The 12,953-nt window shown below is 69.5% G+C and carries 13 protein-coding genes; 5 read left to right on the forward strand and 8 right to left on the reverse strand.

Annotated features, from left to right (window positions below):
• Positions 1-36: 36 nt before the first annotated feature.
• The 3 genes from AC1RIF_RS02865 to pdxH are packed head-to-tail and all read right to left on the reverse strand — an operon-like array spanning position 37 to position 2,880.
• Complete coding sequence (locus AC1RIF_RS02865) at positions 37-957, reverse strand: carbohydrate kinase family protein (protein ID WP_492599852.1); 921 nt, start codon at positions 955-957, stop codon at positions 37-39.
• Entirely contained in the window at positions 950-2,230 is a 1,281-nt protein-coding gene (locus AC1RIF_RS02870; RefSeq protein ID WP_492600127.1) for an MFS transporter, read from the reverse strand. The genes AC1RIF_RS02865 and AC1RIF_RS02870 overlap by 8 nt, the downstream gene beginning before the upstream one ends.
• Positions 2,230-2,880: a pyridoxamine 5'-phosphate oxidase gene (gene pdxH, locus AC1RIF_RS02875; RefSeq protein WP_492600128.1), complete on the reverse strand. Its 651-nt coding sequence runs from the start codon at positions 2,878-2,880 to the stop codon at positions 2,230-2,232. The genes AC1RIF_RS02870 and pdxH overlap by 1 nt, the downstream gene beginning before the upstream one ends.
• A gap of 239 nt (positions 2,881-3,119) precedes the next feature.
• On the opposite strand from pdxH, the gene AC1RIF_RS02880 reads away from it, so the two are divergent.
• The 4 genes from AC1RIF_RS02880 (at position 3,120) to AC1RIF_RS02895 (ending at position 7,385) form a co-directional block, all read left to right on the forward strand.
• Positions 3,120-4,247: a citrate synthase 2 gene (locus tag AC1RIF_RS02880; protein ID WP_492599853.1), complete on the forward strand. Its 1,128-nt coding sequence runs from the start codon at positions 3,120-3,122 to the stop codon at positions 4,245-4,247.
• A 44-nt stretch (positions 4,248-4,291) separates the two neighbouring features.
• Positions 4,292-5,410 (forward strand): phosphoserine transaminase, encoded by a 1,119-nt coding sequence (serC, locus tag AC1RIF_RS02885; protein WP_492599854.1) that lies wholly within the window; start codon positions 4,292-4,294, stop codon positions 5,408-5,410.
• 254 nt (positions 5,411-5,664) lie between these two features.
• Positions 5,665-6,543 carry a septation protein SepH gene (sepH, locus tag AC1RIF_RS02890; protein WP_492599855.1) on the forward strand — a complete coding sequence of 293 codons (879 nt, stop codon included), beginning with the start codon at positions 5,665-5,667 and terminating at the stop codon, positions 6,541-6,543.
• A 5-nt stretch (positions 6,544-6,548) separates the two neighbouring features.
• Positions 6,549-7,385, forward strand: coding sequence for a DUF6928 family protein (locus AC1RIF_RS02895; RefSeq protein WP_492599856.1), 837 nt, complete (start codon positions 6,549-6,551; stop codon positions 7,383-7,385).
• Positions 7,386-7,391: 6 nt separating this feature from the next.
• Here AC1RIF_RS02895 and AC1RIF_RS02900 read toward each other — a convergent pair whose 3' ends face one another.
• The 3 genes from AC1RIF_RS02900 to AC1RIF_RS02910 are packed head-to-tail and all read right to left on the reverse strand — an operon-like array spanning position 7,392 to position 9,104.
• The gene (locus AC1RIF_RS02900; protein ID WP_492599857.1) at positions 7,392-7,664 is read right to left on the reverse strand and encodes a DUF2537 domain-containing protein; all 273 of its coding nucleotides are present in this window, start codon (positions 7,662-7,664) and stop codon (positions 7,392-7,394) included.
• Positions 7,661-8,467, reverse strand: coding sequence for a TrmH family RNA methyltransferase (locus AC1RIF_RS02905; protein WP_492599858.1), 807 nt, complete (start codon positions 8,465-8,467; stop codon positions 7,661-7,663). Before AC1RIF_RS02905 ends, AC1RIF_RS02900 begins: the two co-directional genes overlap by 4 nt.
• Before the next feature lie 31 nt (positions 8,468-8,498).
• On the reverse strand, positions 8,499-9,104 hold the full coding sequence (locus AC1RIF_RS02910; RefSeq protein WP_492599859.1) for a TetR/AcrR family transcriptional regulator: 606 nt from the start codon (positions 9,102-9,104) through the stop codon (positions 8,499-8,501).
• A 70-nt stretch (positions 9,105-9,174) separates the two neighbouring features.
• Between AC1RIF_RS02910 and AC1RIF_RS02915 the strand changes: the two genes are divergently transcribed.
• Positions 9,175-9,726 carry a hypothetical protein gene (locus AC1RIF_RS02915; RefSeq protein WP_492599860.1) on the forward strand — a complete coding sequence of 184 codons (552 nt, stop codon included), beginning with the start codon at positions 9,175-9,177 and terminating at the stop codon, positions 9,724-9,726.
• Here the strand turns inward: AC1RIF_RS02915 and AC1RIF_RS02920 are convergent.
• Positions 9,678-10,895 carry an MFS transporter gene (locus tag AC1RIF_RS02920; protein ID WP_492600129.1) on the reverse strand — a complete coding sequence of 406 codons (1,218 nt, stop codon included), beginning with the start codon at positions 10,893-10,895 and terminating at the stop codon, positions 9,678-9,680. The genes AC1RIF_RS02915 and AC1RIF_RS02920 overlap by 49 nt on opposite strands.
• 124 nt (positions 10,896-11,019) lie before the next feature.
• Complete coding sequence (locus AC1RIF_RS02925) at positions 11,020-12,774, reverse strand: class I adenylate-forming enzyme family protein (protein WP_492599861.1); 1,755 nt, start codon at positions 12,772-12,774, stop codon at positions 11,020-11,022.
• Between the last annotated feature and the right edge of the window lie 179 nt (positions 12,775-12,953).

Genomic DNA, 12,953 nt, shown 5'->3' on the forward strand with positions numbered 1-12,953 from the left:
AGACCAGTGAGTAACTTCGTAACATTCAAGTAGAAACTAGCCGCCCGTGAGCTCCGATGCCCACGGAGGGTCCGCCCCGGGCCTGGAAACTGTGACCGCGGCAGCTCGCGCCGCGAACTCCAGGGCGTCCTGCCATTGTCCCCTGCCGAGGCCCCCAACTGAATCCGAATCCAGCGCCCGATGCTCGTCGAGCCAGTGCAGCAACGCGCCGTGAACCGTGTCACCTGCACCGATGGTGTCCGAGACGGAAACCCGGCAACCGGGAACCTCGATGTGGATCCGACGTGTGCGCACGCTCAGCCCGTCGGGGCCGTGGGTGGTGACGACGGCGGCGACCCCACGATCGAGCCACTGCGCGGGCGTCGTCCCGTCCACGCCCCGTCCCAGCCATTGGACGTCGTCGTCGGACACTTTCACGATGTCTGTCGACGGCAGCAGTTCCGTGAAACGGCGGCGGTAGTGGGCGGGGAACACGTCCGGCCGGATGTTGGGGTCGACGATCGTGAGCCGTCCCTCGTCGCGACTGCGGCGCAGCAGGTCGGCGTACACGCCGGCGCCGGGCTCGAACACGAGCGAGAGCGTGCCGAACGACACCGCCGCCACCGACGCAGGCAGCGGCCCGGGATCGGCGACGAGCCGATCGGCGGCGCCGTCGGCGTGAAACGTGTAGCCGGCACCACCGTCGGGGTCGACGGCGGCGACGGCGAGCGTCGTCGGTTCGGGTCCACGCTGCGTCGTCGAGACGTCGACGCCCGACGCGATCAGCGCCGCGATCAGCCGCTCCCCGAACGGGTCGGTGGAGATGCGGGAGCAGAAGGCGACGCGGCTGCCGAGACGGCCGAGCGCGGTCGCGACGTTGAACGGGCCGCCGCCGAGGTGCGCCGCGAACGTGGTCTCCCCCGTCGGCACGAGGTCGACGAGGGCCTCGCCGCACACGACGATGCGCGGCTCAGACATGTTCGGGCCTGCCCGATCGGCTGACGCGGTATCGGACGAACGCCGGGAACGCCAGCATCGAGACGACCACACCGATCACCACCAGAACGCCTCCGCCCGCCGACGCGACTGCGGTGCCGAACAGGAAGGCCGCGCCGCCGTGCAACACGTCACCGATCCGCGGCCCGCCCGCGACGACGACGGTGAACACGCCCTGCAGCCGGCCGCGCATGTCGTCGGTGGCGACCTGCTGCAGCATCGTCGAACGCAGGGCGGCGGACACCATGTCGACGGCACCGCCGAACGCGAGGAAGCCCAGCGCGAGCCACAACAGCACCGCGGAACTGCCCGGGGTCGCGATGCCGACGACGACGCCGAAGCCCACCATCGCCAGCCCCCACAGCACGATGCAGACGAGCACGGCGCGGCCCTGGTAGCGGATTCGCGGCAGCCAGCCGGAGAAGACGCCGCCCAGCACCGCGCCCGCCGACATCGCGGCGAACAACAGCCCGAGCGCGAGTCCGCCCCCGCTCGGGTCGCCGAACGTGTCCTCGGCGATCTGCGGGAACAGTGCCCGGGGCATGCCGAACACCATCGCGATGATGTCGACGACGAACGACGCCAGCAGCACCTTCTGGGTCGCGAGGTACGCGAAGCCCTCCCCCAGCACGCGTAGTCCGACGCGACGCGCCTCCCCGGTCGGGGGCAGGGCGGGCAGCTTGATCACGGCCCACAGCGTCGCGAGCAGCGCAATCGAGTCCAGCAGGTAGATCGTCGCGAAGCCCAGGTGCGGGATGAGCACGCCCGCGAGGAGCGGGCCCGCGATCGCACCGAACTGCATCACCGTCATGTTGAGCGAGTTCGCGGCGGGCAGGTCCTTCAGCGGCAGCAGCCGCGGGATGATCGCGCTGCGGGTCGGCGAGTTCACCGCGAAGAACACCTGTTGCAGCGAGAACAGGCACAGCAGCAGCCACACGTTGTCCACGCCCGACGCGGCCTGCAGCCACAACAGGATCGACGTGCCGATGAGCCCGAGCGTGGTGATGACGATCAGCTTGCGGCGGTCCATGACGTCGGCCAGTGCGCCGCCCCACAGCCCGAAGATGACCAGCGGGACCAGCCCGAACAAACCGGCCAGGCCGACGTACGCCGAGTTCTGCGTCATCGCGTAGATCTGCACCGGCACCGCGACCACGGTGAGCTGACCGCCGATGACCGTGACGATGCCGCTCGTCCACAGCCGGCGGTAGTCGGGGTTGCGCAGCGGTGTGGTGTCGGCGAGCGGTCCCCGCATCACGGCTGGAGACGTTCGACGATCCACGCACCGTCGACCAGACGGGTGCGGACCCGGTTGTGCATGCGATTGGGTCGCCCCTGCCAGAACTCCACCGACTCCGGTCGGATCCGGAATCCGCCCCAGTGCGCCGGAACCGGGATGTCGGCGTCGACGCCGAACCGCTCGCCCACGTGGACCAGCGCGGCCTCGAGTTGGGCCCGCGAACCGATCGGCCGCGACTGCTGCGACGCCCACGCCCCCAGCCGGGACCCTCGGGGACGACTGCTCCAGTACTCGGACGTCGTGCCCTCGCTGGTTCTCTCCACGGGGCCGCGGACGGTCAGCTGCCGGGCCAGCGGAATCCAGGTGAACGTCACCGACGCGTAGGGCGTGGCCGCGAGCTGACGGCCCTTGTCGGACTCGTAGTTGGTGAAGAACAGCACCCCGTCGGCGTCGAGGCCCTTGCACAGCACCGTTCGCGTGCAGGGATGTCCGGCCTCGTCGACGGTGCCGAGCACCATCGCGTTGGGTTCGGGCAGTGCGGCCTGGACGGCGTCCTCCACCCAGTGCCGCGCCAACGTGGGCCATCCGTCGTCGAGCCACGACGGTTCCAGATCGGGGTCGACGACGGGCCGCTCCGGCCCGATCTCGCCGTAGCTCACCCGCATCGCGGAGAGGTCGGACTTCCGGGAACCCCGGCGCTGGGAATCTGGTGACACAGCCTCAGACGCTACCCCCGGGTAGTCGCTGATCAGGTGACCGGTGACACCGGCTAAAGTTTGGGTACCAGGCCCGGCGGCGCATCCCGCACCTGACAGTTACCGCAGTAGTAGTCGAATGCTGATTCGGTCCAACGACAGTGCGACCCTCCTCAGGGACGCACTCGGATGAGGAGAGTCCAGGAGCAATGGCACCAAGCGCTGTAGTACCCGAGGATTTCGTCAGTGGACTCGAGGGCGTCGTCGCCTTCACCACCGACATCGCCGAGCCCGACAAGGACGGCGGCGCGCTGCGTTACCGCGGTGTCGACATCGAGGACCTGGTCGGCCGTCGGGTCACGTTCGGCAACGTGTGGGCGCTGCTGGTCGACGGTCGATTCGGCCCCGGACTGCCCCCCGCCGAGCCGTTCCCGCTGCCCATCCACACCGGTGACGTCCGTGTCGACGTGCAGGCCGGTCTGGCGATGCTCGCCCCGATCTGGGGCTACCAGCCGCTGCTCGACATCGACGACGAGACCGCCCGCGAGCAGGCCGCCCGCGCGTCCGTCATGGCGCTGTCCTACGTCGCGCAGTCTGCGCGCGGCATCTACCAGCCCGCCGTGCCGCAGAAGCTGATCGACGAATGCCCCACCGTCACAGCACGTTTCATGACGCGCTGGAAGGGCGACCCGGACCCTGCGCATATCGAGGCCATCGACGCCTACTGGGTGTCGGCCGCCGAGCACGGCATGAACGCCTCCACCTTCACCGCGCGCGTCATCGCGTCCACCGGCGCCGACGTCGCGGCCTCGCTGTCCGGCGCGATCGGCGCGATGTCCGGCCCGCTGCACGGCGGCGCCCCGGCCCGCGTGCTGCCGATGATCGAGGAGACCGAGCGCACCGGCGACGCCCGCGCACTGGTCAAGGGCATCCTGGATCGCAAGGAGAAGCTCATGGGCTTCGGGCACCGGGTGTACCGGGCCGAGGATCCCCGCGCCCGCGTGCTCCGCGCCACCGCCAAGCGTCTCGACGCCCCCCGCTTCGAGGCGGCCGCCGCCCTCGAGCAGGCCGCGCTCGCCGAACTGCGGGAGCGTCGGCCCGACCGCGCGATCGAGACCAACGTCGAGTTCTGGGCGGCGGTGATCCTCGATTTCGCCGAGGTTCCGGCGCACATGATGCCCGCGATGTTCACGTGCGGCCGCACCGCCGGCTGGTGCGCGCACATCATGGAGCAGAAGCGTCTGGGCAAGCTCGTCCGCCCGGCCGCGATCTACACCGGCCCCGAGCCCCGCACCCCCGACTCCGTCGAGGGCTGGGACCAGATCTCGCACAGCTAGACCAGTTGGACCGTCACCACAACCGAGAAGGACAACTCGCACCGATGAGCACACCGATCATCCCCGCCGACCTCAAGCCCGTAGACGGCCGCTTCGGTTGCGGACCGTCGAAGGTCCGCCCCGAACAGCTGCAGTCCCTGGTCGACGTCGGCGCCTCGGTGTTCGGCACCAGCCACCGGCAGAAGCCGGTCAAGGATGTCGTCGCCAGCGTGCGTTCCGGTCTGCGCGACCTGTTCTCCCTGCCCGAGGGCTACGAGGTCGTGCTCGGCAACGGCGGCTCCACCGCGTTCTGGGATGCGGCCGCGTTCGGTCTGATCCGTGAGCGTTCGCAGCACTTCACGTACGGCGAGTTCTCGTCGAAGTTCGCGTCGGTCGCGAAGAACAACCCGTTCATCGGTGACCCGATCGTCGTGTCGAGCGATCCGGGCTCCGCGCCGGCGATCGTGGCCGACGGTTCCGTCGACTTCATCGGCTGGGCGCACAACGAGACCTCGACGGGTGTCGCCGTGCCGGTGTCCCGCCCGGCGGGCTCGGAGAACGCGCTCATCGCGATCGACGCCACCTCGGGTGCCGGCGGTCTGCCGGTCGACGCCGCCGACGCCGACGTCTACTACTTCGCGCCGCAGAAGTGCTTCGCCGCCGACGGTGGCCTGTGGATCGCGCTGATGAGCCCGGCCGCGCTCGAGCGTATCGCCGAGATCAAGGATTCGGGTCGCTGGACCCCGGAGTTCCTGTCGCTGCCGATCGCGGTGGACAACTCCACCAAGGACCAGACGTACAACACCCCGGCGCTCGCGACGCTGCTCATGCTCGAGAACCAGGTCGCGTGGATGAACTCCAACGGTGGCCTGGACTGGACCACCGCGCGCACCAAGGATTCGTCGGAGCGCCTGTACTCGTGGGCCGAGGCATCCGAGTTCGCGACGCCGTTCGTCGCCGATCCGGCACTCCGCTCGCAGGTTGTCGGCACGATCGACTTCAACGACGACGTCGACGCGGCCGCGGTCGCGAAGATCCTGCGCGCCAACGGCATCGTCGACACCGAGCCGTACCGCAAGCTGGGCCGCAACCAGCTGCGCATCGGCATGTTCCCGGCGATCGATCCCGAGGACATCTCGCAGCTGACCAAGAGCATCGACTGGGTCGTCTCGCAGCTCGGCTGATCCCGTACTACCTCTGAAGGGAGGGGCGGTCACGCTTTGCGTGACCGCCCCTCCCTTTCGTCGTTCGCGCGCGTCTCCGCCCCGCCGCCCCGCGATTTGCGCACGTATCGGCCCCGGGGGCGCCCTCGAAACACCGATACGTGCGCAAATCGCGAGGAAATATATTCACACGCGTGTCTTTCCTGCACACGGGTCACAGATGAATTACAGTCGATTCCGGCGTGATCGCGAGTCGGCGCGATGAGGAGGACAGTGTGCGAGAGCTGCGAGTGATCGGTCTCGAACCTGGCGGCGCGCACGTGGTGTGTTCGGATCCAGACACCGGCGAAAAGTTCCGGCTCCCTGCCGATGACAAGCTCCGTGCGGCCTCCCGCGGAGACATTGCTCGACTCGGCCAGATTGAGATCGAAATGGACAGTCAGCTTCGCCCACGAGAGATCCAGGCCCGGATCCGCGCCGGCGCCTCCATCGAACAGGTCGCCGAGCAGGCGGGCATTCCGTACTCCAAGGTGGAACGCTACGCACATCCCGTCCTGCTCGAGCGCAGCCGCGCGGCCGAGATGGCGCAGGCCGGTCACCCGGTGCGCCCGGACGGCCCCGCCGTGGACACCCTGTCCGAGATCGTGGCACAGGCGTTCCGTGCCCGCGGTCACGACATCGATGCCGCCATTTGGGATGCGTGGAAGGACGAGGGCGGTCACTGGGTGGCCCAGCTGCAGTGGCAGGCCGGACGCAGCACCAACGCCGCGCACTGGCGCTACCAGCCCGACGCGCACGGCGGCACCATCAACTCGCTCGACGACGCAGCCGTCCAGCTCGTCGACCCGGACTTCGGTCGCCCGCTCCGCGGCCTGACCCCCGTGCCCAGCAACGGCATCTACGGCCCGGCGGACATGGAGCAGGACCACGACCACGACACCCCCGCCGAGGAGTCGTCGATCCTCCTCGCGGACAACGCCATCGACGAGGAGCCGGTGGAGTCGGTGGACGCACCCGAGCCTGTCGACGAGTCCGAGCACGACGAGCCGAAGACCGCACCCCAGCACACCCACGGCAAGGACAAGCGCGGTAAGCCCGCCCTGCCGTCCTGGGACGACGTTCTGCTGGGCGTTCGGAGCAACGGGCGCGGCTGACATCGGTGCTGGGGGTCAACGCATCCACCATCTGGTACGTCGACGCCGCCGAGCCCGCCTCGGTTCTGCGTGACGCGGAACCGGACCGGGACGCCGCCCGGGAACTCGTCGGGCAGTTGCATCCGGGGCTCGAGGTGTCGCATCTCTGCGACGAACCGTTCACGGACGCCACGAAACCTCAACCGGGCGAGGTGCTCGCCGGCTGGTACCCCGGGGTGGTCGTCGTCCGCACCGGCGAATCCCTGCCACCGGTCCCCTCGTCGCTGGTGGAGCACTGGATCGACCCGACGGGCTTCCGCCACACCTATCTCTGTTCGTCGAGTCCGGTGACGAGGGCCGGTTCGTGGGGTGCGTTCGCCTACTGGGATCGCGGGGAACTGAAGCGGTCGTTCAGCGCCACACCGGTTCACATCATCGAGGATCTCGGCCTCCCCCAGGTATGGGAGCGCCCGTTCTGGGCCGGAGAGCATCCGGTGCGTCCCTCCCTGGACGTGTTGCCCGATCCGCAGACCCTGCCCTTCAACCCCGGCGAGTTCGCGGAGGCCGCACCGCGGGCGTGGCTGGGCGACGATCTGGATCCGTCGTCGATCACGGTGTCCCGGTTCGCGGTGTACCCGTCCGGGCAGGTGCCGCAGTCGGTCCTCCGCATCGAGGAGGAACGCCGCGCCGAGGAAGTGCGCCGCGCCGAGGAGGAACGGGAGCAGGCCCGGCGGGACGAAGCGGCCCGGCAGGAGGAGCGGCAGGAGGAGCTCAGCGAGGCGGAGACCGGTGGCGACCGGGAATCGGCGCCGCCACCGAGGAAGCCGTCGTGGCTGTCCCGACTCTTCGGCCGTAGCCACTGACGTTCGTCAGAGGGCCCCGAAAAGCAGTGCGATCCAACCGGACAGCACTCCGGCCGCGGCACCGTAGACGGCCCAGCGCCAGACCGGCCGGTGTCGCCAGCGCCACACGGTGGGGGCGGCACCGCCGACGACCACCAGGTTGAAGCCGACCGCGAGCAGCACGTGGATGTGTGCCAGCGCCGACCCGAATGCCACCACTCCGACCAGCGCCACGATCGCCGCGAAGGCGCTGACCAGCAGTCCCGTTGCCCACGGGGTCGGGGCCGGGGAACTCGTCACGAGCCGGTCCGGATGCGTTCGTAGAACGCCATCGCGGCCGCGGTCGCCACGTTGAGCGAGTCGGTCCCGGGGGCCATCGGGATGCGGGCACGGACGTCGGTGGCGCGCATGGCATGTTCGGTCAGACCCGGACCCTCCGCGCCGAGCAGCACCGCGACCTTGTCGCCGGTCATCGCGTCCGCCAGCGGCACGGCGGACGGGTTGGGGGTGAGCGAGATCAGCTGGAAACCGTTGTCGCGCAGAATGTTCAGCCCGCGCGGCCATTCCGGGACGTCCGCGAACGGCACCCGCAGAGCGTGCCCCATCGACACCCGCACCGCGCGGCGGTACAGCGGGTCCGCGACGGCCGATCCGAACAGGATCGCGTCCACCCCGAGGCCGGCGGCATTGCGGAACATCGACCCGATGTTCTCGTGATCGTTGACGCCCTCGAGCACCGCGACGGTGCGGGCCCCGCGCAGCGCGTCCTCGACGTCCAGGGCGGGAGGGCGGTGTGCGGCGGCGAGCACGCCGCGGTTGAGGTGGAACCCCACGACCTCCGCCATGACGGCGGCGGTGGTCCGATAGAACGGCACGTCCACGCCGTCGAGGTCCTCGGACAGTTCGTCGAGGCGGCGGTCCACTCCCAGCAGTCCGATCGGCGCGAACCGGGACGCGAGCATCCGCTGCACCACCAGCACACCCTCGGCGATCACCAGCCCCTTGCCCCCGGGCAGGTCCGGCCGACGATCCGACGAGTTGAGGTCTCGGAAGTCGTCCAGCCGGGGATCGGCGGGATCTGCGATGTCGATGACGTGAACCACGGATCCATCGTGCCGTATGGGTGGTCGACGGCTAGCGGGCGCTCCCGCCCGTCGCGAACAGCGCGTCGAGGTGCGCGTCGAGGACGGCGTGGATCTGTTCCGGACCGATCCGGTGCGGGTGGTTGAGGCCGTGCGCCGCGAGGCCGTCGACCAGGGCGTGCAGCCGCATCGCCTCGACCTCGGCCGCGGACGCCGGGAGCAGCCCGGCCTCGGCGAGCGCCCGGGTGGTCCCCAGGAAGCCGTGGTACATCTCGAGATCGGAGCGGTCGCGCACCTCGGCGAGCGCGGGATCGGCCTGGGCGGCGACGGTGAACGCCTGCCACACCTCCATCTCGCCACGACGGTCGTCGTCGAGGGGGACGAACTGCTCGGCCAGAACGCGCACGTCGGCCCGCAGATCCCCGCTGAACTCGATCCCGGCGATGCGGTCGTAGACCCGTTTGGTGACGAGTTCCATTGCGAAGAGCAGCAGTTCCGACTGGGTGCCGAAGAAGTGCCGGAGCGATCCGGTGGACATGCCCGCCTCGTCGGCGACGGTCCGCACGCTGGCGGCACCGATGCCGTCGCGGCGGATCACCCGCAGCACGGCATCGGCGATCTCCTCGCGTCTGATCTCGGGGCTCGGTCTCTTCACCACGCCGCAAAACTAACACGACTGTGCTAGCTTTCGAATAACTAACACAGCCGTACTAGAAATGGGGTCGAGCATGATCGTCCAACTGATCGTCGCGTGCGAGATCCTCTTCTGGGTGTTCCTCGGCGCCGGACTCGTCGCGCGCTACCTGCTGCGCCGCCCCGCCCTGGGTGCCGCGCTGCTGGTCGGCGCGCCACTGGTCGACGTCGTGCTCCTCGTCGCCACCACGATCGACCTGCGCAGCGGCAGCACCGCGTCGTGGAGTCACGGCCTGGCGGCCGCCTACATCGGTTTCTCGGTGGCGTTCGGGCACAGCATCATCAGCTGGGCCGACGCCCGATTCGCGTACCGGTTCGCCGGCGGGCCCGCCCCGGTGAAGCCGCCGCGGCACGGCGCGGGCCGGGCGATCCGCGAGTGGCGGGAGTTCGGGAAGGCCGCGATCGCGTGCGGCATCGCGTACGGATTGCTGACCGCGGCGATCACGATGGTCGACGACCCGACCCGCACCGCGGCCCTGTCCGACTGGATCGACGCCCTCACCGTCGTGCTGGGGATCTGGGGCGTCATCGCCCTGAGCTACACGGTGTTCCCGGCACGGGCGAAGGCCGTCGAGCACCGGACGTAGAACGCGGCGGCCAGGCCCGCGACGAGGGACACCAACCCGCCCGCGACGAGCGGGGCGCGAGGGTCCACCGCGTCGGCCAGCCAACCCAGCAGCGGGCCGCCCAGCGGGGTGCCACCGAGGAACGCGAGCATGTACATCCCCATCACCCGACCCCGCATCTCGGACGGCACCGACATCTGCAGAATGCTCATCGCCGCCGTGGAGAACGTGAGGACGAGGGCACCGGTCGGCACGAGCAGGAGCGCGACCGCGAGGTACGACGGCACGAGGCCGACCGCCGTCTCGAGGACGCCGAATCCGACGGCGGCACCGAGACACCACCGCACCGTCGGGGTCGACAGTCTCCGGGCGGCGACCGTGGCACCGGCGAGCATGCCGATCGCGAGCATGGTCGACAGCAGGCCGAAGGCGTCGGCGCCTTTGTCGAAGGTGTTGCGGGCCAGGACCGCAAGCGTGAGCGAGAAGTTCAGCCCGAACGTGGAGACGACGAAGACTGTGAGGAGGACGACGGTGAGGTCGGCCCTGCCGCGCACGTATCGGAAGCCCTCACGCACCTGCCCTCCGGCTCGTGGCGCTGGGGTCGCCCGGGTGAGTTCGTCCACCCGCATCCACGCGAGCGAGGCGAACACCGCGACGAAGGACGCGGAGTTGACGAGGAAGACGGGCCCGGTGCCGATCAACGTGATCAGCACACCCGAGACCGCGGGTCCGACGATGCGGGCGGCGTTGAACATCATGGAGTTCAAGGCAATTGCGTTCGCCAGCCGGTCCGGTCCGACCATCTCGATCGTGAAGGACTGGCGGACCGGCGTTTCGAGCGCCGTCACGCATCCCAACGCGAACGACAGCACGTAGACGTGCCACAGTTGCACCACCCCACCGACGTCGAGCAGTCCGAGGATCAGCCCGAAGGCTCCCATCGCGACGAGCGAGGCCAGCAGGATGCGCCGCTTGTCGTAGCGGTCGGCGAGCACGCCGCCGTACATCGAGAGGAACAGCGTGGGCCCGAACTGCAGGGCCATCACGACGCCGACGGCGAAACCGTCACCGCCGGAGAGCGTCAGGACCAGCCAGTCCTGCGCCAGCCGCTGCATCCAGGTGCCCACCAGCGAGACGATCTGGCCGGTGGCGAAGTACCGGTAGTTGCGCGAGCGTAGGGCCGCGAACATGGACGGTGCGAGATCGGTCGACACGCAGTGATCGTTCCTCAGGTGCGATCGTCACGGTCGGACGGTCTCGCTGACCGGGTTCACGCGCGCACCGTTCCCCTCGGGTCGCGGTTCCGCGGGCGCCTCAGGTGCCCGGCTGCAGCCTCTCCCGCAGTTCGCGGCGCAGGATCTTGCCGACCGGGTTCCGGGGGATGCTCGCGACGATCTCGAGTCGCTCCGGCAGCTTGAACGAGGCGACCCGGTGAGAACGCAGATGCTCGACGAGATCGGAGAGACGGACGTCGGAGTTCTCGGCCGGCACCACCACGGCGCAGCACTTCTCCCCCAGGACCTCGTCGGGGTACCCGACGACCGCGACGTCACCGACGGCCGGGTGTTCGAAGAGCAGTCCTTCGATCTCGGCGGGGGCGATGTTCATGCCGCCACGGATGATGATCTCCTTGATCCGGTCGACGAACTCGAGGTATTCGCCGCCGGCACCGCCCAACTCGAACACGTCTCCGCTACAGAGGTATCCCTGGTCGTCGAACGGGCTCGCGGTCGCGGTGCCCTCGAGGTATCCACCGAACACCGTCGGGCCCTGGAGGCGCAGCTCGCCGCGCGCGCCGACCTCGTGGACGTCGGCACCCGAAACCGGGTCCACCAGTCGGACCGACGTCATCTTCGCGACCCGAGTCGCCCATTCCTTGCCCGGTGCACCGTAGTTCGGCAGGTGCCGGGCGCGCACCGTCGGATCCGGGATGTCGGACGGCGCGCCGAGCAGGCACACGCCCTCGTTCGATCCGAAGAAATTGAGGACCTCGATGCCGAACTCCTCCTGCCACCGCCGGACCACCGCGGGCGGCAGCGGGGCACCACCGGAGCCGACCCGCTGCAGGGACGTCAGATCGACCGAATCGCGGAGCTCGCCGCGCTGCAGCAGCATGGTGAGGATCGCCGGCGGCATCGCAGTGTGGGTGACGCGGTGCCGCTCGATCTGGGACAGGAACACCGGCAGATCGAGAGGCTGATGCTGAACGAGGTGACCGCCGCCGAGCAGCCAGGGCAGGAAGGCGCCGGCGAAGCCCGCCATGTTGACCATCGGGAACGGGTTCAGAATCACCGACGACGTGTCGGTCTCGAGTCCGTCCTGGGCGGCCTGCCCGCTCGCGAACCAGTCGGCATGACAGCGGGGCACGCCCTTCGGGGCGGCCTCGGTCCCGCTGGTCCAGCAGATCGTGATCCTGTCGCCGATCGTCACGTGCAGATCGTCGATGTAGCGCCGCGCGAGCGATCTTGCGGCTGCGGTCACCTCGGCGTCCATCGGCACCGCGCGCACGTCGACATCCGGCCCGAACGCGAACACCGTCTCCAGACCGAACCCCGTATCGACGAGCTCGAGCGCCTCGGTCGCGAGGTCGCGGTCCACGAGTCGTCCCACCGTCACGACGGCCACGGCCCCCGTCGCCCGGCAGATGTTCGACAGTTCGTGCTGCCGGTACGCGACCGGGGCCGGGCTCGCGACCGCCCCGAGCCGCCACAGGGCGAGGTAGGTCGCCACGAGCGACACCGTGTTCGGCAACAGCACCACGACGACGTCGCCCTGCCGGATCCCGTTCTCGTGCAGTCGTGTCGCGATGTCCTCCACCCGCTCCCCCATGCGGGTCCACGTCAGGGTCGACGGGACCGCGCCGGTGAGGTCGGGCAGGTTGACCGGATCGGACACCGCGTCCTCGTCGGGTCGAGCAGCGACCCAGTCGTCGAACGCATCGAGCAGGGTGGTGCTCCGCCACCACCCCTTCGCGACGTAGTCGCGGATCTTGTCCTCAGGATGACACAGCACGGCGCCGCTGCGACTACTCGACTCGGAAATGGCTGTGGCGGTGAACTCTCGGGGCATGTGTACCTTCCTCGGCTGAGCGGGGGACGGGTCTGGAATGTGGGATGTTCGGTCGTCATCGGAGGCGTCGCACGACCAGGGCGGACCCCAGTCCCAGCGCCGCCGGGATCGTGATCAGAGCGTGCTCGCCGTCGACGCGGTGCAACGCGTCCAACGCCGAGACCAGCAGATTGCCCCCC

Source organism: Prescottella sp. GW823-FHT02E09 (assembly GCF_058797375.1).

What these genes read in the sequence shown, in the direction of transcription:
- AC1RIF_RS02865 (WP_492599852.1), bottom strand. Translation starts at nt 957, where the DNA reads ATGTCTGAGCCGCGCATCGTCGTGTGCGGCGAGGCCCTCGTCGACCTC.
- AC1RIF_RS02870 (WP_492600127.1), bottom strand. Translation starts at nt 2,230, where the DNA reads ATGCGGGGACCGCTCGCCGACACCACACCGCTGCGCAACCCCGACTAC.
- pdxH (WP_492600128.1), bottom strand. Translation starts at nt 2,880, where the DNA reads ATGCGGGTGAGCTACGGCGAGATCGGGCCGGAGCGGCCCGTCGTCGAC.
- AC1RIF_RS02880 (WP_492599853.1), top strand. Translation starts at nt 3,120, where the DNA reads ATGGCACCAAGCGCTGTAGTACCCGAGGATTTCGTCAGTGGACTCGAG.
- serC (WP_492599854.1), top strand. Translation starts at nt 4,292, where the DNA reads ATGAGCACACCGATCATCCCCGCCGACCTCAAGCCCGTAGACGGCCGC.
- AC1RIF_RS02915 (WP_492599860.1), top strand. Translation starts at nt 9,175, where the DNA reads ATGATCGTCCAACTGATCGTCGCGTGCGAGATCCTCTTCTGGGTGTTC.
- AC1RIF_RS02920 (WP_492600129.1), bottom strand. Translation starts at nt 10,895, where the DNA reads ATGTTCGCGGCCCTACGCTCGCGCAACTACCGGTACTTCGCCACCGGC.
- AC1RIF_RS02925 (WP_492599861.1), bottom strand. Translation starts at nt 12,774, where the DNA reads ATGCCCCGAGAGTTCACCGCCACAGCCATTTCCGAGTCGAGTAGTCGC.